Origin of the sequence: Exiguobacterium sp. TNDT2, assembly GCF_003331145.1 — a bacterium.
GTDB lineage: Bacteria > Bacillota > Bacilli > Exiguobacteriales > Exiguobacteriaceae > Exiguobacterium.
Genome location: NZ_QLVE01000001.1, coordinates 273989 through 297529, shown reverse-complemented (window position 1 = coordinate 297529; position 23541 = coordinate 273989). Strand labels below are relative to the sequence as shown.

The window sequence follows — 23541 nt, the reverse complement described above, 5'->3', positions numbered from 1 at the left end:
GTTAGTTCCCCTCGATTTGGAAGTCTCCGAAGCCTTCGACTTCGATCGTATCCCCATCCCGTAGTTTCCGTCCGCGACGTTGATCGACCTCGCCGTTCACTTTGATCTGAACGTCCTCTAAAAAGAATTTCGCTTGGCCTCCGCTTGAAATAATATCAGCCAACTTCAAAAATTGTCCGAGTGTTACATACTCGGTTGTAATCGACACTTTTTGCATGTCGTCACTTCCTTTCTTTCATACTTAGTACAAAAAATCGCCATACTTATTAGTTTATCGAAAAACGTCGAATAAGGCAAAAACGGGGATGATAAGGTGAAACACCTCATCATCCCCGAATCCGCTCCGTCAGATTTAAGACGTACGGACTGGCAAGATCAACTGAAGGACGCTATCCTGTTCGACCGGACGCAAGATGAACGGTCGCATCGAACCCGTAAACTGGATTTCGATTTCTGAAGCATCAAGCGCACGGAGTGCATCCATCACAAATTTAGAGTTGAATGAAATTTTTAACTCTTCCCCTTCAAGCGACAGGATGCTGACGCGTTCTGACACTTTCCCGACTTCTGGAGAGTGGGACGAAACTTCAACCGTCGTCGCTTCTTCCGCGACAAATTTAATGACGTTGTTGCGATCGGCCCGTGCGAGCAGCGAGGCTCGGTCAATTGCCTGCAAGAAATCTTTAGCGTTCAAACGGACCGCTGTCCGGTACTCTTCTGGAATCAAACGTGATGTGTCTGGGTACGCCCCGTCTAAGAGACGTGAGAAGAACGAGATGTTTTTCATTCGGAATAAAATTTGTTGATCTGTCAAAACGATCTCGACTGGCAACTCTTCGCGGTCGAGCAATTTAGCGAGCTCGTTCAATGAGCGGCCCGGTACGACGACGTTTTGGAACGTCAAATCGTTGTCTGTCTCGAAGCGTGCCCGACGGAGGGCTAAACGGTGGCTATCCGTGGCGACACACGTCAAAAAGCCTTTTTCGGCTGAGAAGTTAACCCCTGTAAGAACCGGACGTGTCTCTTGTGCTGATACAGCGAAGCTCGTCTGGCGGATGATTGTCTTCAACAGATCAGCCGGCAAGTAAAAACGACGCTCGCTTGAAAGCTCGGGAAGACGTGGGTATTCATCTGGGTCGAGTCCGTTCAAGTGGAATTCGGCTTGTCCTGACTCAATCCGCGTCATAAAGTTTGGAGACACTTCAAGTGTCACTTCATTCGTCGGCAACTTTTTAACAATTTCGCCAAGGAAGCGTGCATTGAGCACGACGCTGCCTGCTCGTTGGATTTGAATGAGTTCGATTCCGCCTTCTTCAATCGGGATTAAGCGTTCGATTGAAATCTCGGTATCACTTCCTGTGAGCGTCAATCCATCGGCATGAGCCTCGAGTTTTAATCCCGTGAGGATTGGAATCGTCGTTCTTGAAGCAACGGCTTTCGATACATCTTGTACGGCTTGCATGAATACATCTCGCTGAATCGTTAAGTGCATGTGGATAATTCCTCCTAAGTGAAATGAGTCATATAGTTTAATAATAATAGTATTATTTAAGTCATAATAGTAATAAGGGCTGTGGATACTGGGGATAAGTCACTTAAACCACTCGTACTAAGCCATTCTGCCTGTGAATAACGTGTGGATAACTATGTGGGTTTATCCACAGGATATCCACAGCGAAATATAAGACGTTAGGACAAAGCCTTCTTTAGTGTCTGAATCGTCTCTTGCATCTCTGGATCATGCTTGAGTAACGTACTAATTTTCTCATGAGCGTGGATAACTGTCGTGTGATCGCGTCCACCGAACTCTTCTCCTATCTTAGGAAGCGAGCTTTCCGTCATCTCACGTGACAAGTACATCGCAATTTGACGAGGGAATGCGAGCGTCTTCGTCCGCTTCTTCGCCTTCAATTCATCGACTTCAATATTAAAGTGACGACCGACGATCTCTTGAATGTCACGAATGACGATTTTCTTCGCTTCTTGGACCGGCATGATGTTGTGCAACGCTTCGGCAGCGACATCCGGATCAATCGGACGACCGACGAGTTTGGCGTAGGCGACGACACGCGTCAACGCCCCTTCGAGTTCCCGAATGTTCGTGTCGATTTGATTGGCGATGTACAGCATAACGTCGTTTGCGATATCAAGCCCTTCTGCTGTCGCCTTCTTACGTAAGATGGCGATCCGCGTTTCGAGGTCAGGCGGTGTGATGTCTGTGATCAGTCCCCATTCGAACCGTGAACGAAGGCGGTCTTCGAGCGTCGGAATCTCTTTTGGCGGTCGGTCGCTAGAGATGACGATTTGTTTTTGGTCGTTATGAAGCGCATTGAACGTATGGAAGAACTCTTCCTGTGTCTGCTCTTTACCCGCCAAGAACTGAATGTCATCAATCAAGAGGACATCGATGTTCCGATAACGGTTGCGGAACTCTTCGGTCTTATTATCACGAATCGAGTTGATGAACTCATTTGTGAACTTTTCAGATGATACGTAAGCAATCCGTGCGCCAGGCTTCTGCCCTTTTACGTAATGCCCAATCGCATGCATCAAATGTGTCTTGCCGAGTCCGACTCCCCCATAGATGAAGAGCGGATTGTAAGCGCGCGCCGGTGCTTCCGCCACGGCAAGCGAGGCGGCATGGGCAAACCGGTTTCCGGAGCCGATGACAAATGTCTCGAAAATGTATTTGTCATTCAGTTGTCCGAGGCTCCCTTCCTCTTTTTGCAGTACTGGAAGCGGCTGTTCTTTCATTTCTGTGGCAGCAATCGTTTCTTTCGATCCATCCGCAGGTGCATACTTGTGTGCTTGCGACTCCTCGATAAAATGAATCTCAAGCTTATTGTTTGTTACTTCTTCAATCGTGTCTTGTAACAAAGATAAGTACTGACGTTCGAGCCAAGTTACGATGAAACTTGCCGGTGCAGATACGACGAGTGTCGTCCCCATCAACGAAATTCCTTCTGTTGATTTCAACCACATATCAAAGCTGGCTTTTGGTGTTCGTTCCTCTTCTTCAATCAGAGATAAAACATTTCTCCAAATCTCGCGAGCATTCTTCAATGAAAGGCCTCCTTTACTCACATGTTGGCGAAACTTATTCACACGATATACACAATCACTATTCTATAGTAGATACTCGGATTATCCCCAGAGAACAAAAACTGTGGATAACGTTATCCACATGGTGTTGATGTTGGGGATAACAGTTATCCACAGCCTGTGTATATCTTGGAATTGCTAAAAGTTCATCCACAAGTTTGTGCACATTCAGTTTATCAAAATAAAATAGACGTGGCAACGGTTTTTGGTATTTATCCACAGATAGACAAAAGAATCCACAGGTAGTTATCCACACGCTGTGTACAGTGTGGATAAACTGTGGATATGTTGTGGATAATTGTTAGTAAGGAAAGTTGTGTTGAGAAAAGTTATGCACAAAAGAGGAAGAAGGAATGGAGAAGAATATTTTTTTAAGAGAAGAAAATGAAAAATTAAAAAACGCCATGCTTAATTTCTTGAAAAAGAAAGAGTTATTCACATATAAGTGTGGATAACTCTTGGGATATGTGGATAAAATGGCTTAAGATAGCTGTTTGTAAAAAAGTCACTGTAGGATTGTTAATTCTTGATGTTACTTATTGCTTTCGTTTCTTCTAAATCGTGCCGTCAAGAGATCGTCTTCTCTTCCCCTGGCAATTGATTTCGCCCTAATGGAAAACCTAACGAAAACTCATTGACAATCTGGGGAACTGTTTATATAATCTTAAAGACTGCCTTAAATGAAACTATAACTTGCTAATAGAGCGTTAACCTTGAGGAGGTGCTTTAACCATGAAACCAACTTTCAATCCTAACAACCGTAAGCGTAAGAAAGTTCACGGATTCCGTGCACGCATGGCGACTAAAAACGGCCGCAACATTCTTGCAGCTCGCCGTCGTAAAGGCCGCAAAGCCTTGACTGTCTAATACAGATCATGAGATTGCCCGAGGAATCCTCCTTGGGCAATTTTTTTATATCGTCACAGAAGGCACACAAACGGACGGAAAAAACTGATTCGCCCTCGTTGAAATCTACGGGATATGGTATGATGTTAGTTGACGATTTTTGAAGTGAAGGATGGAGTGAGAATTTTGAAAAAAGAATACCGCCTGCAAAAGAATGAAGAGTTCCAAGCGGTGTTTCGTGAAGGACGCTCCGTGGCCAATCGTCAGTTTGTCGTCTACACGCAAAAAGCGGATCAAGCGCACTTCCGGGTCGGACTGTCGGTCAGTAAAAAGCTTGGAAATGCCGTGGAACGAAACCGGATGAAACGATTGATGCGTGAATCGCTTCGCTTGCTCGAACCAAACGTGGCTCCGCACAATTACGTCATCATTGCGCGCAAACCTGCGACGTCCCTTGCACAAGATGAAGTGACGGAAAGCTTGAAACACGTCTTTAAACGGGCTAAAGTTTGGAAGCAGAGACAAGTCGATTGATCGTAACAATCCGAGCTCGTTCTTTCATATATAACGCGAACTAATTAGGATTGACCGATAGACGTGTGATGAAACAAAAGAATCGATAAAGAAAGCGTAGGAGGAACTATGAGCAAAAAGCTAAAATTAGGATTGTTGGCCGTCATGACCGGCGTCATCATGTTGATGGCTGGTTGTGTCGACCCATCGACGATCCAAGGAGAGCCGATCACGGCTGAGACGGAAGGCTTCTGGTCGAAATACTTTGTTTGGCCATTGGCATGGTTGTTGAAAGAAGCGGCTTACTTAATCGGTGGGACGTGGCAGTACGGATACTCGATCATCGTTGCGACGATTATCGTTCGCCTCTTGATTTTACCGCTTATGATCAAGCAGACGAAGAGTATGGGTGCGATGCAAGTGTTGCAGCCGGAGATGCTCAAGCTGCGTGAGAAGTACAGCTCGAAAGACCAAGAGACGCAACGCAAGCTTCAAGAAGAAATGATGAAGATGTATCAAGAGTATCAAATCAACCCGCTCGCGGGCTGCTTGCCAATCTTGATTCAAATGCCGATCCTCTTCGCGTTCTACGATGCGATTCGTCGGACACCTGAAATCTTTGAAGCACAGTTTCTCTGGTTCGACCTCGGGGCGCCAGATCCAACGTTCATCTTGCCGATTCTCGCGGCAATCTTGACGTATGCACAACAAAAAATCTCAATGGCGGGTCAAGAACAGAACCCGCAATTGAAAATGATGCTCTATATCTTCCCGGTGATGATCTTCGTCATGTCGATCACGCTTCCTGCAGCCCTCTCGATGTACTGGGTCGTCGGTTACATCATCTCAATCATCGTGACGATGGCAATCATGCTCCCGATGCGTGAGAAGATGAAAGTCCAAGCTGAAGCGAAGATCGCGGCGAAAGAAGCAGAACGTGCCGCACTCGCAGAAGAAGAGAAGAAGACGAAAAAGAAAAAACGTAAGTAAACGTTGAGGCTGTGGATAAACAATCCACAGCCTTTTTTGTCGTGTTGGATAGATGGGGACAGAATACGGGAATAAAGAAAGAGGTAGTTGAATTCGTCGAATCAGAAAGGGGTCTTTAGGATGGAGACGCTTATCAAACGGCTGGAACGGTCGACGTTCATTCAAGCGGCGCTCTACGTGATGATCGGGTTACTCATCATCTTGTATCCACGTGTCTTTTTTGACGCGATCGTCTATTTGATCGCAGCTTATTTTGCCATCATCGGTCTCGTCGCCATCGTTCAAGGGTTGCGCCATAAGCGAGACGGTCTCCCAGCCGGTTTCTTCATGGGAATCATCTATTTATTGATCGCCTTGATTGTCTTTTTCTTCGCCGAAACATTAGCAAGCCTGCTTCCAATCTTTATCGGCGTTCTATTCTTGTTTGGGGGGATCATCCGATTGATTCAGGCCGTCGGATTTCGCCGGACGATCGCCAATCGGTGGATGTACTTCATGCTGAGTAGTCTGTTATGGATTGGAATCGGGTTACTCATGTTGGCGAACCCGTTCGATAGTCTGCTCGTCTTGTTCCAATTGTTAGGCGGTTTTCTCATCGCCGTCGGAGTAATCGAATGGGTTCTTTACTTCACCCTACGCTCCTCGAGACGTCAGCAAGCATAAACGAAAGCCGCTCACATTAGGAGCGGCTTTTTTCGCGTGCCATGAGATGATCGAAAAAGGGGCCAATCTGCTCGAACGCATCCGTCGTCTCAAAGAAGGATCGTTCGGCTTCAAGGCGAGCGACATACCAACGCGCAGCTGTGGGATGATGGTCGGGTGTCAACGCTTCATAGAAGCTCCGGATTTCAATCCGCTTTTGGGCGGCCACGTCTTTCAACCCGAGCGCGGCTCGTTCAGGTTCATAGTGAGCAGCGAGCGCATAAGCGAAATGACTCATCCCTTGCCGGAGCATCTCGACGGCCCAGACATCGTTGCCACGATCGCGGGCTTTCGTATATTGGAAAAAGAACCAAACCGCATCGATTACGTGTCCGTCCAAGTCTTTAGCTGACAAAGCGAGTAAACTCGAGTGATGTTGTAGCCGGTGTTCTGGGTCATACAGCACCGTAATTGTGTCTTGATGGTTCAACGTGTCCGCCGTCACCGTGAAGAAGTCGAGATGCAAGAAATCATCATAGACGACGATCAGTTGCGGGGCCACGATATCGATTTCGTCTTCGAGCAGAATCGGGCGGTACGTGGCCAGATGGTCGCGGCGGCGCGACAAGAACGTATTCAGGCTATCGTTGGCGACCATGACGTACAAGTCGACGTCGGAATGTTCATCCGCTTCACCACGCCCGAACGATCCTTTCAAGAATATGGCCTGCACATCCGGATCGGAAATGAGGCTGTCAGTCAATGTGGCGATGGCAGCTTGCTGTCGCATTTCATCACGTCCTCTATGGAAATATATTCCTTTATTGTACTAAAGTAATTCAACGAAATGCAACCATTACTCGAGAGGTCGGACTCTTTCGTTTGAGACAAATATCGTGTATAGTAGGTGCGTTATGCATAAGATAAAGGAAGTAGTAAGAAGTATGGGAGGGAAAGATGATGCTAGAGTTTGACACGATTACGGCAATTTCGACGCCGATGGGTGAAGGGGCAATCGGAATTGTCCGCTTGTCCGGTGACCGCGCCGTCGAGACGGTGTCCCGTGTGTTTTCTGGAAAAGATTTGACGGAAGTGGAGTCACATACGATCCATTACGGAAAATTAAAACGTCCTGGCACAGACGAGGTCGTCGATGAAGTCATGGTGAGCATTATGCGCGCACCGAAGACGTTCACGCGAGAAGACGTCGTCGAAATCAATTGCCACGGAGGAATCGTCGCGGTCAATCGTGTCCTCGAACTGATTCTTGAACAACCGGACATCCGCTTGGCAGAACCGGGCGAGTTCACGAAACGCGCCTTTTTAAATGGACGCATCGATTTGTCGCAAGCAGAGGCCGTCATGGATTTGATTCGTGCCAAAACGGATCGGGCCATGAACGTCGCCATGTCACAGATGGAAGGACGTCTGTCGCGGCTCGTCCGCGACTTGCGTCAACTGTTGCTTGAGACGATTGCGGCCGTCGAAGTCAACATCGACTATCCGGAATACGACGCCGAAGAAATGACCCAAGCCATCGTCGAAGACAAGGCGGGCGAAGTGAAGCGTGTGCTCGAGCAACTGCTCGAGACGGCGCGACAAGGGAAAATCTTGCGGGAAGGTCTCGCGACAGCGATTATCGGTCGGCCGAACGTCGGCAAGTCATCGCTCATGAACACGCTCGTGCAAGAGACGAAAGCGATTGTCACGGAAATCGCCGGCACGACGCGCGATACGATCGAAGAGTATGTGAACGTCAAAGGCGTTCCCCTCAAATTGATTGATACGGCCGGGATTCGGGAGACGGAAGATATCGTCGAGCGGATCGGTGTCGAGAAGTCGCGCAAGGCGCTCGCGGGTGCGGACTTAATTTTGCTCGTCTTGAACGGGCATGAAGGTCTGACTGTCGAGGATGAGGCCTTGTTTGAGGCGATTGCGGGTATGAACGCCATCATCATCATTAATAAGACGGACTTGCCACAAAGTATGGATTCTTCTAAGCTGGAGAAACTAGCGGCAGGTCGCCCGATCGTGGCGACGTCTCTCTTATTAGAAGAAGGAATCGACGCATTGGAGAAGGCGATCTCGAACTTGTTCTTCGCTAAAGGCGTCGAATCACAGGATATGACATATATCTCGAACGCACGACACATTCAACTCATCAAACGGACGATCGAACAAATCGATGAGGCGCTCGGAAGTGCCGTCATGAATTTGCCGATCGATATGGTCCAAATCGATTTACGACGGGCGTGGGACACGCTCGGCGAGATCAACGGGGACACTGTTCAAGAAAGTTTGATTGATCAACTCTTTTCACAGTTTTGTCTTGGGAAATAATAAGGAGGAACAACTATGGCTTACACGGCAGGCGAGTTTGATGTCATCGTCATCGGAGCCGGTCATGCAGGGATCGAGGCCGCACTGGCTTCGGCACGCATGGGCGCGAAAACGGCGATGCTCACGATGAATCCGGATATGGTCGGATTCATGTACTGCAACCCATCGATCGGTGGTCCCGCGAAAGGGATCGTCGTTCGCGAAATCGATGCCCTCGGCGGCGAGATGGCGAAGGCGATCGATGCGACATACATTCAAATGAAGATGCTCAACACATCAAAAGGTCCAGCAGTGCGCGCATTACGAGCGCAAGCGGACAAATTCCAATACCAAAATCATATGAAGAAAGTGCTTGAAGACGAACCGAACCTATTGCTTCGTCAAGCGCTCGTCGAACGACTTCTCATCGAAGACGGGAAAGTCGCCGGTGTCGTCACGAATACCGGTTCGGAGTACCGCTCGAAAGCGGTCATCGTCACGACGGGTACGTTCATGCGCGGTCAAATTATCATCGGCGAATTGTCGTATGAGAGCGGTCCGAACAACCAGATGCCTTCGGTCGAATTGTCGAAGCATTTAGAAGAACTCGGGCTCGAACTCGTTCGTTTTAAGACGGGGACACCGCCACGCATCGACGGCAAGACGATCGATTACTCGAAGACAGAGATTCAGCCGGGTGACGACAATCCGTCGCTCTTCTCTTACACGTCGACGGACCTCAATCCGATTGATCAAATCCCGTGCTGGCTCACGTATACGAGCGAGCGGACACACCAGTTGATCGATGAGAACTTGCATCGTTCACCGATGTACTCGGGTGCCATCAAAGGGACGGGCCCACGTTACTGCCCATCGATTGAAGATAAAGTCGTCCGGTTCAACGATAAACCGCGTCACCAAATCTTCCTCGAGCCGGAAGGTCGCGAAACGGAAGAAATTTACGTTCAAGGCTTCTCAACGAGCATGCCGGAAGACGTTCAGCATCAAATGCTCCGGACGATCCCGGGACTTGAGAACTCAGAGATGATGCGGCCTGGATATGCGATTGAGTACGATGCAGTCGTACCGACGCAACTTTGGCCGACACTCGAGACGAAGAAGGTCGGCGGATTGTTCACAGCCGGTCAAATCAACGGAACGAGCGGCTACGAAGAAGCGGCCGGGCAAGGCATTATGGCCGGAATCAACGCCGCATGCCAAGTGCTCGGCAAAGAGCCAGTCATCTTGGACCGCTCACAGGCGTATATCGGCGTCTTGATTGACGACCTCGTGACGAAAGGGACGAACGAGCCGTACCGCTTGCTCACATCACGTGCCGAATATCGGTTGCTTTTGCGTCACGACAATGCGGACCTTCGCTTGAGCGATATCGGACACGAGGTCGGTCTATTGTCACCAGAGCGTCATGCCCACCTGGAAGACAAACGAGTCGCCATTGCGGCAGAAGTGAAGCGTCTCAACGGACTCGTCATCAAACCGTCAGCTGAGGTGAACGCTGTGCTCGAAGAAGTTGGCGCGAACCCGCTCAAAGAAGCGACGCATGCCAGTATTCTTTTAAAGCGGCCTGAAGTGACGTACGCGACACTCACGCGCTTTGCACCGGCTCCGATCGAAGTGCCGTTTGAAGTGGCGGAGCAAGTCGAGATTCAAGTAAAATACGAAGGCTACATCTCGAAGCAACTCGAGCAAGTTGAGAAGATGCGTCGGATGGAAGAAAAACGGATTCCGGAGAAACTCGATTATGATGCAATCGGTGGTCTTGCGACGGAAGCGAAACAAAAACTAAAACAAGTGCGTCCGCTCTCGATTGGACAAGCGTCACGTATTTCCGGGGTAAACCCGGCGGACGTCTCGATTCTTCTTGTCTATATCGAGCAAGGACAATACGCGACAGTGGAGTGAAACGATGAACCAATCCCAATTTATTGAGGCGTTGCAGGCAGAAGGGTTTGAATTGAGCGAGAAACAACTCGCTCAGTTCGAACTGTATTTCAAGATGCTCGTCGAGTGGAATGAGAAGATGAATTTGACGGCAATCACGGACAAGGAAGAAGTGTATTTGAAGCATTTCTACGACTCACTCAGCGCGGCGTTCCATTTCGACTTTTCAAACGTCGAGACCGTCTGTGACGTCGGTGCCGGGGCAGGATTCCCGAGTTTGCCGCTCAAAATTCTATTCCCGCACCTTCACGTGACGATTATCGACTCGCTCAATAAGCGAATCACATTCTTGAACGAACTCGCGCTCGCGCTAGGGTTAGAAGGTGTGGCGTTCCATCACGGACGCGCCGAAGAGTTTGGAAAAAATAAAAAATTTCGTGAGCAATTTGACGTCGTAACCGCCCGTGCGGTCGCCCGGATGACGGTGCTCGCCGAGTACTGTTTACCGCTCGCAAAAGTCGGCGGAACGTTCGTAGCGCTCAAAGCGGCGAAGGTTTCCGACGAGCTTGTCGATGCGAAAAACGCCTTGGCCGTGCTCGGTGGGAAAGTAAAAACGACACACCAGTTCCTATTGCCAGGAGAGATGAGTGAGCGTAATATCGTAATTGTAGATAAATTACGAAAAACGCCTGGGAAATATCCACGTAAAGCGGGTACCCCGGCGAAAGAGCCGCTAATCTGAGTGAGTGTGTTTCACGTGAAACAACAAGCAGATTCCGGTAGTGGAATCTGCTTATTTTTTTACATAGAGGGGTGCCGACGTTGAAGAAAACAATTGCCAAACTGCTCGGAAATCGACCGAAAGTAGCCGTCATGGAGCTGGTAGAAGTTAAAGAGAGTGATCCTGTCCAAAAAATCGCTTTATCGTCGCTTTTACCGAACCGTTATCAACCGCGTAAAGTATTCGAGCCGGCTAAGATCGAAGAATTGGCCGTCACGATTGATGAGTATGGACTTTTACAGCCGATCATCGTTCGTAAGGCGGAAGAGGACCGCTACGAAATTGTCGCTGGAGAACGTCGTTTCCGAGCTGTCAAGTCACTCGGTTGGTCATTCATTCCCGCTATTGTTCGGGAAATGGATGACGATACGACGGCTGCTTTGGCATTGATTGAAAACTTGCAGCGGGAGCAGCTAAGTCCGATTGAGGAAGCAGAAGCGTATGATCGTCTGCTCGCCATGAATGGGTTGAAACAAGCTGAGCTTGCAAAGAGCCTTGGAAAAAGTCAGTCGACAATCGCCAATAAATTGCGTTTGTTGAAACTACCGGAAGATGTGAAGCAATGTTTGCGCAACCGCCAAATTAATGAACGTCATGCCCGGGCACTCTTGCCGCTTAAAGAGTCCGGTCTTCAAATCCAGGTGCTCATGGAGATATTAGAACAAGACTTCAACGTCAAAGAGACGGAAGAACGCGTCGATTTTTTGATGACTCCAATCGAAGAAGAGAAACGGAAACCGAAAAAGCAACGCCGTCGGACAAAAAGTTTCGCCAGGGACACGCGAATCGCCATTAATACGATCCGGGACTCCATCAGTTTGATTGGCAAAACCGGCATCGAAGTCCAAACCGAGGAAGTCGATGAAGAAGAGTTTGTGGAAATTCGGATTCGAATCCCAAAAGCACGGCCACAACAGTGAGCCTGTGCTTTTTTTGTAGCAATCAGATGAAATGGAGGAATCAGGATGGAACGAATTTCAATCAACTACATTCGCCCGAATCCGAATCAGCCTCGAAAGCAGTTTGAACCGGAAAAGCTAAATGAACTCAGGCAGTCGATTGAACGCTACGGTGTATTGCAACCGATTGTCGTCCGTAAAGCGAGCGGGTTTTATGAGATTATTGCCGGAGAACGGCGGTTCCAAGCCGCGAAGTTAGCCGGTAAGACGGACATCCCGGCGTTAATCGTCACGGCCGACTCGGACCGCGTCATGGAACTCGCCTTAATTGAGAACATCCAACGCGCCGACTTGAATGCGATTGAAGAAGCGCTCGCCTACGAACAGTTGATGCAGACGCTCGGATTGACCCAGCAACAGCTCGCTGAACGTGTCGGGAAAAGTCGGAGTCACGTGACGAACAGCCTGAGATTGCTCCGTTTACCGAGTGCGGTCCAACATGCGGTCATGGTCGGTGAGTTGACGATGGGACATGCCCGTGCCATCACAGGGATGAAATCGGTTCAGGCGATGGAGCAAATTGCTCGTCGCGTCATCGCCGAGCAGTGGACGGTCCGCCGGCTCGAGCGCTACTTACAAAAAGAACGTATCGAAAAAAAGACGCTCAAGCGCTCAGACGCCGACGTGGAAGCCGTCGAGGCGGTGCTTGCGGAACGTCTTCAAATGGATGTATCGATTCGCCCGCGTCGAAAAGGGGGCGTGCTTGAACTGAAGTATTTCTCGCAAGAGGATTTGGAGCATCTGTTGACGCTCTTATCGCCTCAAGATTTTGATTCGTCTCGAGACTGACGTAGCCGAGTAATGGCCGCTTCTTCTTGATGAAGCCGTCCGATTCGTGAGTCGAATTCGGCGAAGCCGTCGGTGATGAAACGGGCCAACTCATAGACGAGATGTAAGCGCGTGTTCTGCAAAATCATCATTTCCATAAAGCCGCTCACGTTAACGACAGCTTTAATATTGTACTCACCGACCGAAGGGAGCTCTTTTTGGACACCGGCTCCAGGAGCGAGCGGCCCTTCTGAGAAGAAGATATACCCGACGCTAGACAATCGGCCGAGACAGGCGTCTATGGCGATGATGAGGGGGCGGTGAAATCGTGTCTGTACCTCATGGAGCGTCTCGACGAGGTTCAAGGCGTGGACCGGTTTCGTCAACGTCCCGTAGACATGGATATTGCGGACGGATCGTTCTTCGAGGAACGTGCCGACAAGCGGTCCGAGAGAGTCACCGGTTGAACGGTCGGAGCCGATGCACACGAGGACAATCGGACGATGCGTCTCTCTCGCTAACTGATCGTGTAGTTGATCGGCAAAGAGCTTGGATCCACTCCGTTCGGTATGTTCGATAAAGAAAGAGTATGGTTTATGAGGTTTTAGGCGAAACGGCATGAATCTCATCCTCTCTTCTAAGCTGTCTGCGTCTAGTTGCAATTGCGGAATGACATCGTATTATCCCATTCCCGGAACATCGAAACTTATAACGTCCGGATGTAGGGTTTGAGAAAAGTCGTCAATTATGGTTTGATGGGTTAGAATCTATAACTTTAGAGGTGACAAAATGGCTTCACAAAATACAGAGACAGACTTGAGTACGGTGGCCGATGAGACGATTGATAACGTCAATCGGTTCGTCGCCTATTTCCAAGATACAGAGATGTGGATTGGCCTCGCCATCAAATTGACGGGTGTCGCACTCATCATTTTGGGACTTTATGTGGCGTCACGTATTTTGACGTCGATGGTTCAACGTGTATTCGCATTACGTAAAATCAAAGAAGATAATATCGTCGCCCAACGGCAAAATGAGACGCTGTCGAAACTGGCCCAAAACACCATTCGTTATGTGCTCGGGCTGATTATGATTTTGACGGTGCTCGGCCAGTTTGGCGTCAATATCGCCGGTTTGATTGCATCGGCCGGGGTCGCCGGTCTCGCCATCTCGTTTGGCGCGCAAAACTTGGTGAAAGACGTCATCACCGGTGCCTTCATCATTTTTGAAAATCAGTATAAGAACGGGGATTACGTCAATTTGAACCAACAAGTCGATGGGACCGTCATCGAAGTCGGGATACGGACGACGAAGTTGAAGGGATTGAACGGGCAAGTGACGATCATCCCGAACGGACAAATCATGCAAGTGACGAACTACTCGCTCGAGAACAGCGTCGCGGTCGTCGATATCGGCGTCGCCTATGAAGAAGACTCGAGTAAGGTCGAGAAGGCGTTGAAAGAGATTGCGAAGACGGTCGAAGAGAAGTATCACGATTTGTTCATCGAGCCGATCACGCTTGCCGGCGTCCAGTCGCTTGGACCGTCGGAAGTCGTCTATCGTCTCATGGCCGAAGTTCCACCAACGCAACACTTCGCGGCTGGCCGGATTTTGCATAAAGAGTTGAAAGCCGGACTGGATGAGCGCGGAATTGAGATCCCGTATCCACGGACCGTCATGATGCCGCCAACCACATCGACTAAAGGAGCACCCGAAAATGCAGGCTAAATCGTATGAGTTGAACGATTATGTAGAAATGAAGAAACCGCATGCGTGTCAAACGAACCGTTGGCAGGTGACTCGGGTCGGGATGGACATTCGCATCAAGTGTCAAGGATGCGGGGCGAGTGTACTCATGCCACGCCGAGATTTTGATAAGCGGTTGAAAAAAGTGCTTCCACAAGAGAACGCCGCTGAATAAGTGGCGTTCTTCTCTATGTTACAACCGTGAGTTGCGGTTTAATCGAGGACTAACTATAATTGTGAAGGATGTGACGGTGTGGTGTACTGAATGTACCCACTCCACAGACGGATCAACATTTCCCGGGAAAGCCGGATGAGGAGGACATACAAGTGGGATTAACAGCAGGAATCGTCGGATTACCGAACGTCGGGAAATCGACATTATTTAACGCTATCACGCAAGCCGGTGTAGAGGCAGCCAACTATCCGTTCGCCACGATCGACCCGAACGTTGGGGTCGTCGAAGTGCCGGACGCGCGTCTTGACCGGTTGACGGAACTCGTCAAACCGAAGAAGACCGTACCGACCGCATTTGAGTTTACAGACATCGCTGGAATCGTGAAAGGTGCTTCAAAAGGAGAGGGCCTCGGAAACAAATTCCTCGCCAACATCCGTGAAGTCGACGCGATTTGCCAAGTCGTCCGTTGCTTTGAAGATGACAACATCACGCACGTGGCAGGTAAAGTCTCACCAATCGATGACATCACGACAATCAACCTCGAGTTAATTTTGGCCGACCTTGAGTTGGTCGAGAAACGCATCACGCGCGTCCAAAAAATGGTCAAGTCGAAAGATAAGGGTGCACCTCAAGAACTCGAGGCACTCGAAATCGTTCAAGCCGTCCTCGAGTCGGAGCGTCCGGCTCGTGTCGCTGAGCTGACAGACGATCAACTTGCCATCGTCAAACACTTCCAATTGCTCACGATGAAGCCGATGCTTTACGTCGCGAACGTCAGTGAAGACGAAGTGGCCGACACCGATCAAAACCCATACGTTCAAGCAGTTCGTGAACACGCGGCGACAGAAGAGGCGAAAGTGATTGTCATCTGTGCCCGCATCGAAGAAGAAATCTCAGAGCTCGAACCAGAAGAGCGCCTTGAGTTCTTGCAAGACCTCGGTATCGAAGAGTCAGGTCTCGATCAATTGATTCGTGCCGCTTACTCGACGCTCGGTCTCGCGACTTACTTCACGGCGGGTGAGAAAGAAGTACGCGCCTGGACGTTCAAGCAAGGCATGAAAGCCCCACAATGTGCGGGCGTCATCCACTCGGACTTCGAGCGTGGATTCATCCGAGCCGAAGTCGTCTCGTATGAAGACTTGTCAGCTGCTGGCAACATGACGACGGTCAAAGAACAAGGGAAACTTCGCTCGGAAGGAAAAGAGTACGTCTTCCAAGACGGCGACGTGGTCACGTTCCGCTTCAACGTTTAAGCCATTTTGCGGAAACGTATTGTAAAATGAACAGAAGTTTGATAGTATATTATGACGTGAGTAAAACAATTGTTTGCTCCTTGCTCCTACAACCGGTAGGAGCCGTTAGTCCAAGAGGAGGTGAAAGATAATGCGTAAATACGAACTTCTTTACATTATCCGTCCATCAGTTGATGAGGAAGCGAAGAAAGCTTTAATCGAACGCTTCAACAACGTCATCACTGAAAACGGTGGTACTGTTGATAAAACAACAGATATGGGTAAACGTCGTCTCGCTTACGAAATCAACAAGATGCGCGAAGGACACTACGTTCTTCTCAACATCACTGCTGAGCCTAAAGCGATTCAAGAAACAGAGCGTCTCATGAAGATCTCTGATGACGTTGTCCGTCAAATGACAACTAAAGACGAGCGTTAATTCTTAACGCTTCATATTGCGAAAGGGGAGCTTTGAGATGATTAACCGAGTTGTGTTAGTTGGTCGATTGACACGCGATCCAGAAATGCGTTACACGCAGAGCGGGATTGCCGTAACTCGCTTTACTCTCGCTTGCGATCGTCCATTCACTGGACAAGATGGGAAGCGAGAGGCGGACTTTATTGATTGTGTCGTTTGGCGCAAACAAGCAGAGAACGTGGCGCAATATTTGAAAAAAGGCAGCATGGCCGGCGTAGACGGTCGCCTTCAAATCAGTAGTTACGAAGGTCAAGATGGCCAACGTCGTTACCGGGCAGAAGTCGTAGCCGATAGCGTACGCTTCCTTGAACCACGCGGTGCTTCGACGCAACGTGATACAGCACCAGCTGGAGATGTCTTCGGTGGTGGTGAGTCAAGTGGATCAGGATGGGGCGCAGCCGCTTCTTCGACTTCATCTCAGTCCTCGAACTCAAACAAAGGTTTTGAAGCCGACCCGTTCTCGGGTGGCGGAAAAATCGACTTATCGGATGACGATCTGCCATTTTGATCGCGTCGATTCGAAACTAAACTAAAAAGGAGGTCTTCACATGGCACGTCGTCCAGGAGGTCGTCGTCGTCGTAAAGTATGTTTCTTTACGTCGAACAACATCACTCATATCGATTATAAAGACGTAGAATTGCTCAAACGCTTCGTTTCGGAGCGTGGTAAAATTCTTCCACGTCGTGTGACTGGTACTTCAGCGAAATACCAACGTCCACTTACTGTCGCTATCAAGCGCTCACGTCAAATGGCTTTGCTCCCATACGTTGCAGAGTAATTTTTGACACACGGCTTATCCCTTGGGATAGGTCGTTTTTTGTTTTACCAGCTGATGTAGGAGTGTAAGTGAAACGGACGGATATGATATGATAGAGCAGAAACCATTTAGACATCATGGGTGGAATATCACTCATTTTAGGAGGCACACATGCACAGTGGTGAAGCAATAACATCAGTGAAGAACCGGTACGCGCGTCACGCCGTCCCATATGTGATTGGACTGCTCGTCGCGTTAGGATTGGCGTTCTATAGCATTGTGGCGGCAATCACCCTGTTCGTGGGCACGCTGATTTTTTTCATCTATCAGCAAGTGACGATTCGACGTGAGCGTAAGGCGTGGGAACAATACGTCCATTCCTTGTCGCATCGCATCGAAGACGTCGGGAAAGAGGCGCTCACCGGCATGCCGATCGGGATTCTCGTCTTTGACGAAGCGCGTCGTATCAGCTGGTTCAATGAACAGTCTCGACTCATCTTCGAGCTCGAGATGGAACTAGGGATTTCAATCGACTCGATTCACTCAGCGTTCACCGAGTTGATTGAGGAAGAAGAGGACGAAGCGACCATCGAAGTCGGGGACCGCGTGTATCGGGTCCTCTACAATAAGGAGTATCAAACCCTGTACTTGTTCGATATGACTGATGAAGCAGAAATTGAACAAAAGTACTCGGAAACGCAGACGGTAATCGGCGTCTTGTATTTAGACAACTATGATGAGATGTCGACCGCCGTCGATGAACAAGTGCGGAGTGAAATCAACCGACGCGTGACCGTCCTCTTGAACCAATGGGCTCAAAAATATCACATCTATATGCGCCGGACGGCAGCCGACCGTTTCTTCCTCGTCATGAACGAACGGACGCTCTCTGAGCTTGAGAACAATCGCTTCTCGATTCTCGATGAGGTCCGCGAAGCGACGAAGGAACATAAAATTCCGCTCACACTCTCCATCGGCATCGGTTGCGGAGAGACGACGCTGACGGAACTGGGGAACTTGTCGCAATCGAGTCTCGATTTAGGGCTCGGACGTGGCGGCGACCAAGTCGTCGTCAAACGTCATAATGGGAAAGTTCGCTTTTTCGGCGGTAAGACGAACCCGACCGAGAAACGGACCCGGGTTCGAGCCCGGGTCATCTCGAACTCGATGCGCGATTTGATTCGCGAGTCGAGCCGAGTCCTCATCATGGGGCATAAAAATCCGGATATGGACTCACTCGGAGCCTCGATCGGCATCATGAAACTGGCCGAGTTTGTCGGGCGTGAGGCGTACGTCGTCATCCCGGCTGGCGAGACGAGCGTCGGCATTCAACGGCTCGTCCATGAAGTCGAGAACGATGAAGAGCTGTATAGCCGTTTCTTGACGGAGTTCGAGGCCCAACCGCTCATCGACGAACAGACGCTTCTCGTCGTCGTCGACACGCACCGACCGTCCCTCGTCATTTCACGGGACATCTTAGACCGCGCGGAGCGGGTCGTTGTCATCGACCACCATCGTCGCGGTGAAGAGTTCATCGAGGACCCGGTTCTCGTCTATATGGAGCCGTATGCGTCCTCGACGTGTGAACTCGTGACGGAGCTGATTGAGTATCAGGCCGGGACGCGCAAGCTATCGATTTTAGAGGCGACGTCGCTCCTTGCGGGTATGGTGGTCGATACGAAAGGGTTCACCTTGCGAACGGGGTCGCGGACGTTCGATGCTGCTTCCTTCCTTCGGATTCAAGGGGCAGACACCGTGCTCGTCCAGCACTTCATGCGCCAAGATCTCGATTCGTATATCGAACAGTCCCATATTCTCGAAAACACGGATATTTATTCCGATGGGATGGCGATTGCCGTCGCTTCGGACGACGAGGTACATCATCAAGTGTTGATTGCCCAATCCGCTGACCAGCTCCTCAACATGGAGGGCGTCAAAGCGTCATTCGTCATCGCTGTCTTACCTGACGGCCGAACCGGCATCAGTGCCCGTTCGCTCGGTGATGTTAACGTTCAAGTCATCATGGAGATGCTCGATGGGGGCGGTCATTTGACGAACGCGGCGACGCAATTGAACGTGAGCCGGGAACAGGCGAAGACGTTATTACAAGAAGCGATCGATCATTATATGACAGATGAAACAGAAGGAGAGGATTCTGAATGAAAGTCATTTTAAAAGTAGATGTAAAAGGTCAAGGTAAAGCTGGTGACGTCAAAGACGTCGCAGACGCTTACGCGAAGAACGTACTCTTCAAAAAGAACTTGGCGGTCGAAGCGACACCGGGTAACTTGAAGGCGTTCGCCGCGAAAGAGCGACGCGCCGAAGAAGCGGCCGAAGCAGAATTGAAGCAAGCCCAACAGTTGAAAGACAAGCTTGAAAAAGAGACGATCGTCGTCAAGACGAAGTCAGGTGAGGGCGGTCGCGTCTTCGGATCGGTCACGAGCAAACAAATCGGTGAGGCGTTGAAAGGAATGGGCTACAAAATCGATAAGCGTAAAATCGAGCTCGAACATCCAATCAAAGCGCTCGGGTTCACGAAAGTGCCGGTGAAGTTGCATCATGACGTCACGGCTTCGTTAAACGTTCATGTTCAAGAAGCGTGAAGGTGAGGTAGACACGTATGAGTGATGCGATTCAAGTCAACACCCCGCCACATAGCGTCGAAGCGGAACAAGCTGTCCTCGGGGCGGTCATCCTTGATTCCGATCGGCTGATCACGGCCTCGGAGCGGGTCGACCCGGACGACTTTTATCGTGTCAGCCATCAACGGATCTTCGAGGCGATGCTGAAAATCAATGACCGGGGCGAACTCGTCGATTTGGTTACGCTCAGTTCGGAGCTTCAAGCCCAAGGCATTCTCGATGAGATCGGGGGATTGAACTACTTGGCGGAAATCGCCGAGGCGGTTCCAGCCATCGGGAACATCGGGTATTATTTGAACGTCGTCGACCAAAAGGCGGCGCTCCGCCGATTGATTCGGACCGCGACGAACATCGTCTCGGACGGCTATGAACGTCAAGACGAGGTCGATGCCGTCCTCTCAGACGCTGAGCGGAACATTTTAAAAGTCTCGCAACGCAAAGGACAGTCGAGCTTCCATCCGATCGGTTCTGTCTTATCGGACGCTTACTCGACGATCGAAAAACTGCACCAATCGAGCGGGGAAATCACAGGGATTGCAACCGGGTTCAGCGATCTCGACAAGATGACGGCCGGTTTCCAACGCAACGACCTCATCATCGTCGCGGCCCGTCCTTCTGTCGGGAAGACGGCCTTCGCTTTGAACATCTCACAAAACGTTGCTGTCCGCACCGGTGAGAACGTCGCCATCTTCAGTTTGGAGATGGGCGCCGAGCAGCTCGTCATGCGGATGCTCTGTGCGGAAGGCAATATCGACGCCCAGCGTCTGCGGACAGGACGGCTCGAGGCCGAAGACTGGGGTCGGCTCTCGCTCGCCATGTCGTCCCTGTCGCAAGCCGGTATTTATATCGATGATACGCCGGGTCTTCGCGTCAACGAGATTCGGGCCAAGTGCCGCCGCTTGAAACAAGAGCACGGCCTCGGCATGATTATGATCGACTACTTGCAGCTCATCGTCGGAAACGGAAAGCCAGGCGAGAACCGACAACAAGAAGTCTCGGAAATCTCGCGTACGCTCAAAGCGATTGCGCGTGAGCTCCAAGTACCGGTCATCGCCTTGTCGCAGCTCTCACGTGGTGTTGAGAGCCGTCAAGACAAGCGTCCGATGATGTCGGATATCCGGGAATCCGGGGCGATCGAGCAAGATGCCGATATCGTCGCGTTCTTGTACCGGGACGACTATTACGACAAAGAGAGTGAAGACGCCAACACGATCGAGATCATTATCGCTAAGCAGCGTAACGGTCCGACGGGGACGGTCAAACTCTCGTTCCGAAAAGAATACAACAAATTCGTCAACATGGAGACGCAAGCTTTTGCGCCGCCGATGTAGGGCGAGTCATTCCGCTGTAGGCGACGTCATGAGACGTCGTCTTTTTGGTCAGTCTTTAGACCTAAATAGATCTTGATTTTGAAGAATTTCATGATTGAATGAGAAATGATATGTCAATAACGAACGAAAGGTTACAACTTGATAATATCGTTCGGTATTAGGTTGACTTTCTACAAAAGCAAGTGTACACTTACGGATGGTTTGAATAGAACGTTTATCTACAAGGAGGATTCATTATGTCATCAGTAGTCGTAGTGGGAACGCAGTGGGGCGATGAAGGTAAAGGGAAAATCACGGACTTCTTATCGAAGCAGGCCGAGGTCGTCGCGCGTTATCAAGGGGGAGACAACGCTGGTCATACGATCGTCTTCAACGATACGAAGTATAAACTTCACTTGATTCCATCGGGGATCTTCTACTCGGACAAAACATGTGTCATCGGGAACGGGATGGTCGTCAATCCGAAATCGCTCGTCACGGAGCTCGCTTACTTGCACGAGCGCGGTGTGAGCACGGATAACCTCCGCATCTCGAACCGAGCCCACGTCATCTTGCCGTATCACCAGTTGCAAGACAAGCTCGAAGAGGACGCGAAAGGTGACGCGAAAGTCGGGACGACACTCAAAGGGATCGGTCCTTGCTACATGGACAAAGCGGCGCGCATCGGGATTCGCATCGCTGACCTGCTCGACAAAGAAGTGTTCGCCGAGAAGCTCAAGACGGTGCTCGCGATAAAAAACCGCATGTTCGTGAAGATGTACGAAGTCGATGCGATCGAATTCGATGATATCTTTGAAGAATACTATGCGTACGGCCAACAGTTCGCCAAGTACGTGTGTGATACATCGGTCGTGTTGAACAACGCGCTCGACGAAGAACAGAAAGTGCTCTTCGAAGGCGCACAAGGTGTGTTGCTAGACATCGACCACGGAACGTACCCGTTCGTCACATCATCGAACGCGGCCTCAGGCGGCGTATCGAGCGGTGCCGGGATCGGTCCATCGAAGATCCATCACGTCGTAGGCGTCTGTAAGGCGTATACGTCACGTGTCGGAGACGGCCCGTTCCCGACCCAGCTTGATGATGAGATCGGTCACACGATCCGTGAAGTCGGAAAAGAGTACGGTACGACGACGGGACGTCCGCGTCGCGTCGGTTGGTTCGACTCGGTCGTCGTCCGCCACTCACGCCGCGTCAGCGGCATCACAGACCTTTGCCTCAATTCGATTGACGTGTTGACAGGTCTTGAGACGCTCAAGATTTGTACAGCCTACGAGTTCGAAGGCAAGCTCCTCGACGAGTACCCGCCGAACTTCCGCATGCTTGAACAGTGCAAGCCGGTGTTCGAAGAGCTCCCAGGCTGGACAGAAGATATCACAGGCATCCGTCAGTTCGAAGACTTGCCGGTGAACGCTCAGAATTATGTCAAGCGCATCGAAGCGTTGACAGGCATCGAATTGTTGACGTTCTCGGTCGGACCGGCCCGTGAACAGACGGTCATCTTGCGTGACATTTACGAAGCATAAGACAGAGAGCCCTCGTGGCTCTCTTTTCATTTCCACGGAAATGGACCACGCTTTCTAACCTATAGAAAAAGAGTTACAATGTAGACATGTACGTTTAACGATAAGAGGAGGACTCACTGAATGGATCGTACGATTTTAGTGGTAGATGACGAACAACCAATCGCCGATATATTGAAGTTTAAGCTTGAAAAAGAAGGATACCAAGTCCACGTCGCCTATGACGGGGAAGAGGCGCTCGTGAAAGTCGAAGAAGTCAAACCAGATTTGATTCTGCTCGACATCATGCTCCCGCTCAAAGACGGCATGGAAGTGTGCCGTGAAGTCCGTAAGAAGTACGACATGCCGATCATCATGTTGACGGCAAAAGACTCTGAGATCGATAAAGTGCTCGGACTCGAGCTCGGTGCTGACGATTACGTCACGAAGCCGTTCAGTTCACGCGAGCTCTTGGCCCGCGTCAAGGCGAACATGCGCCGTCACGCAACAGCTCCGGCCCCAGAGACGAAAGGTGCCAACGTCAATGATATCGTAATCGGTGACTTGACGATTCATCCGGATTCATACATGGTCACGAAACGGGAAGAGAAAATCGAACTGACACACCGCGAGTTCGAGCTCATCCATTACCTCGCCCAAAACATCGGGCAAGTGATGACGCGCGAGCATTTGCTCCAGACCGTATGGGGCTATGACTACTTCGGCGACGTCCGTACGGTCGACGTGACGGTCCGTCGTCTGCGCGAGAAAGTTGAAGACAACCCATCGACGCCGACGTATATCATCACGCGCCGTGGTGTCGGTTACTATTTAAAAGCAGGAGAAGAAGACTAA

25 protein-coding genes are annotated in these 23541 nt (G+C 50.2%); 20 read left to right on the top strand and 5 right to left on the bottom strand.

The window, feature by feature from the left end:
- Nucleotide 1: 1 nt before the first annotated feature.
- The 3 genes from yaaA to dnaA form a co-directional block, all read right to left on the bottom strand.
- Nucleotides 2–217 carry a S4 domain-containing protein YaaA gene (yaaA, locus tag DPV68_RS01605; RefSeq protein ID WP_034780295.1) on the bottom strand — a complete coding sequence of 72 codons (216 nt, stop codon included), beginning with the start codon at nucleotides 215–217 and terminating at the stop codon, nucleotides 2–4.
- A gap of 135 nt (nucleotides 218–352) precedes the next feature.
- On the bottom strand, nucleotides 353–1492 hold the full coding sequence (gene dnaN / locus DPV68_RS01600; RefSeq protein WP_034780296.1) for a DNA polymerase III subunit beta: 1140 nt from the start codon (nucleotides 1490–1492) through the stop codon (nucleotides 353–355).
- A 197-nt stretch (nucleotides 1493–1689) separates the two neighbouring features.
- Nucleotides 1690–3063: a chromosomal replication initiator protein DnaA gene (gene dnaA, locus DPV68_RS01595; RefSeq protein WP_114165094.1), complete on the bottom strand. Its 1374-nt coding sequence runs from the start codon at nucleotides 3061–3063 to the stop codon at nucleotides 1690–1692.
- 771 nt (nucleotides 3064–3834) lie between these two features.
- Between dnaA and rpmH the strand changes: the two genes are divergently transcribed.
- From rpmH to DPV68_RS01575, 4 genes are all read left to right on the top strand, one after another.
- On the top strand, nucleotides 3835–3969 hold the full coding sequence (rpmH, locus tag DPV68_RS01590) for a 50S ribosomal protein L34 (protein ID WP_015880216.1): 135 nt from the start codon (nucleotides 3835–3837) through the stop codon (nucleotides 3967–3969).
- A 165-nt stretch (nucleotides 3970–4134) separates the two neighbouring features.
- On the top strand, nucleotides 4135–4482 hold the full coding sequence (gene rnpA / locus DPV68_RS01585) for a ribonuclease P protein component (RefSeq protein WP_114165093.1): 348 nt from the start codon (nucleotides 4135–4137) through the stop codon (nucleotides 4480–4482).
- A 108-nt stretch (nucleotides 4483–4590) separates the two neighbouring features.
- A complete protein-coding gene (yidC, locus tag DPV68_RS01580; protein ID WP_114165092.1) occupies nucleotides 4591–5451 on the top strand; it encodes a membrane protein insertase YidC in 861 nt (286 codons plus the stop codon).
- Nucleotides 5452–5571: 120 nt separating this feature from the next.
- Complete coding sequence (locus DPV68_RS01575) at nucleotides 5572–6114, top strand: HdeD family acid-resistance protein (RefSeq protein WP_114165091.1); 543 nt, start codon at nucleotides 5572–5574, stop codon at nucleotides 6112–6114.
- Nucleotides 6115–6130: 16 nt separating this feature from the next.
- Here DPV68_RS01575 and DPV68_RS01570 read toward each other — a convergent pair whose 3' ends face one another.
- Complete coding sequence (locus tag DPV68_RS01570) at nucleotides 6131–6883, bottom strand: nucleotidyltransferase domain-containing protein (RefSeq protein ID WP_114165090.1); 753 nt, start codon at nucleotides 6881–6883, stop codon at nucleotides 6131–6133.
- Between the two features lie 170 nt (nucleotides 6884–7053).
- Here DPV68_RS01570 and mnmE point away from each other — a divergent pair, with 170 nt between their 5' ends.
- The 5 genes from mnmE (at nucleotide 7054) to DPV68_RS01545 (ending at nucleotide 12843) form a co-directional block, all read left to right on the top strand.
- Nucleotides 7054–8433, top strand: a complete 1380-nt coding sequence (mnmE, locus tag DPV68_RS01565) for a tRNA uridine-5-carboxymethylaminomethyl(34) synthesis GTPase MnmE (RefSeq protein WP_114165089.1) — start codon at nucleotides 7054–7056, stop codon at nucleotides 8431–8433.
- Between the two features lie 15 nt (nucleotides 8434–8448).
- Complete coding sequence (gene mnmG, locus DPV68_RS01560) at nucleotides 8449–10335, top strand: tRNA uridine-5-carboxymethylaminomethyl(34) synthesis enzyme MnmG (protein WP_114165088.1); 1887 nt, start codon at nucleotides 8449–8451, stop codon at nucleotides 10333–10335.
- 4 nt (nucleotides 10336–10339) lie between these two features.
- Nucleotides 10340–11056 (top strand): 16S rRNA (guanine(527)-N(7))-methyltransferase RsmG, encoded by a 717-nt coding sequence (gene rsmG / locus DPV68_RS01555; RefSeq protein ID WP_114165087.1) that lies wholly within the window; start codon nucleotides 10340–10342, stop codon nucleotides 11054–11056.
- Nucleotides 11057–11136: 80 nt separating this feature from the next.
- Nucleotides 11137–12015, top strand: coding sequence for a nucleoid occlusion protein (gene noc / locus DPV68_RS01550; RefSeq protein ID WP_114165086.1), 879 nt, complete (start codon nucleotides 11137–11139; stop codon nucleotides 12013–12015).
- 45 nt (nucleotides 12016–12060) lie between these two features.
- Nucleotides 12061–12843: a ParB/RepB/Spo0J family partition protein gene (locus tag DPV68_RS01545; protein WP_114165085.1), complete on the top strand. Its 783-nt coding sequence runs from the start codon at nucleotides 12061–12063 to the stop codon at nucleotides 12841–12843.
- Here the strand turns inward: DPV68_RS01545 and yyaC are convergent.
- Nucleotides 12816–13442 carry a spore protease YyaC gene (yyaC, locus tag DPV68_RS01540; RefSeq protein ID WP_114165084.1) on the bottom strand — a complete coding sequence of 209 codons (627 nt, stop codon included), beginning with the start codon at nucleotides 13440–13442 and terminating at the stop codon, nucleotides 12816–12818. The two genes, DPV68_RS01545 and yyaC, sit on opposite strands and share 28 nt — an antisense overlap.
- A gap of 169 nt (nucleotides 13443–13611) precedes the next feature.
- Between yyaC and DPV68_RS01535 the strand changes: the two genes are divergently transcribed.
- From DPV68_RS01535 to yycF, 11 genes are all read left to right on the top strand, one after another.
- A complete protein-coding gene (locus DPV68_RS01535; RefSeq protein WP_114165083.1) occupies nucleotides 13612–14550 on the top strand; it encodes a mechanosensitive ion channel family protein in 939 nt (312 codons plus the stop codon).
- A complete protein-coding gene (locus DPV68_RS01530; protein ID WP_114165082.1) occupies nucleotides 14540–14743 on the top strand; it encodes a DUF951 domain-containing protein in 204 nt (67 codons plus the stop codon). Before DPV68_RS01535 ends, DPV68_RS01530 begins: the two co-directional genes overlap by 11 nt.
- 152 nt (nucleotides 14744–14895) lie before the next feature.
- Nucleotides 14896–15996, top strand: coding sequence for a redox-regulated ATPase YchF (gene ychF / locus DPV68_RS01525; protein WP_114165081.1), 1101 nt, complete (start codon nucleotides 14896–14898; stop codon nucleotides 15994–15996).
- Between the two features lie 130 nt (nucleotides 15997–16126).
- A complete protein-coding gene (gene rpsF, locus DPV68_RS01520) occupies nucleotides 16127–16414 on the top strand; it encodes a 30S ribosomal protein S6 (RefSeq protein WP_021067861.1) in 288 nt (95 codons plus the stop codon).
- 37 nt (nucleotides 16415–16451) lie between these two features.
- A complete protein-coding gene (ssb, locus tag DPV68_RS01515) occupies nucleotides 16452–16961 on the top strand; it encodes a single-stranded DNA-binding protein (protein WP_024371077.1) in 510 nt (169 codons plus the stop codon).
- 40 nt (nucleotides 16962–17001) lie between these two features.
- Nucleotides 17002–17232 carry a 30S ribosomal protein S18 gene (gene rpsR, locus DPV68_RS01510; protein WP_015880232.1) on the top strand — a complete coding sequence of 77 codons (231 nt, stop codon included), beginning with the start codon at nucleotides 17002–17004 and terminating at the stop codon, nucleotides 17230–17232.
- Between the two features lie 150 nt (nucleotides 17233–17382).
- Nucleotides 17383–19374: a DHH family phosphoesterase gene (locus tag DPV68_RS01505; protein WP_114165080.1), complete on the top strand. Its 1992-nt coding sequence runs from the start codon at nucleotides 17383–17385 to the stop codon at nucleotides 19372–19374.
- On the top strand, nucleotides 19371–19814 hold the full coding sequence (gene rplI / locus DPV68_RS01500; protein ID WP_034780320.1) for a 50S ribosomal protein L9: 444 nt from the start codon (nucleotides 19371–19373) through the stop codon (nucleotides 19812–19814). The genes DPV68_RS01505 and rplI overlap by 4 nt, the downstream gene beginning before the upstream one ends.
- A 17-nt stretch (nucleotides 19815–19831) precedes the next feature.
- Nucleotides 19832–21184 carry a replicative DNA helicase gene (gene dnaB / locus DPV68_RS01495; RefSeq protein WP_021067865.1) on the top strand — a complete coding sequence of 451 codons (1353 nt, stop codon included), beginning with the start codon at nucleotides 19832–19834 and terminating at the stop codon, nucleotides 21182–21184.
- Between the two features lie 236 nt (nucleotides 21185–21420).
- Nucleotides 21421–22710, top strand: a complete 1290-nt coding sequence (locus tag DPV68_RS01490) for an adenylosuccinate synthase (protein WP_114165079.1) — start codon at nucleotides 21421–21423, stop codon at nucleotides 22708–22710.
- Nucleotides 22711–22830: 120 nt separating this feature from the next.
- Entirely contained in the window at nucleotides 22831–23541 is a 711-nt protein-coding gene (gene yycF / locus DPV68_RS01485) for a response regulator YycF (RefSeq protein WP_114165078.1), read from the top strand.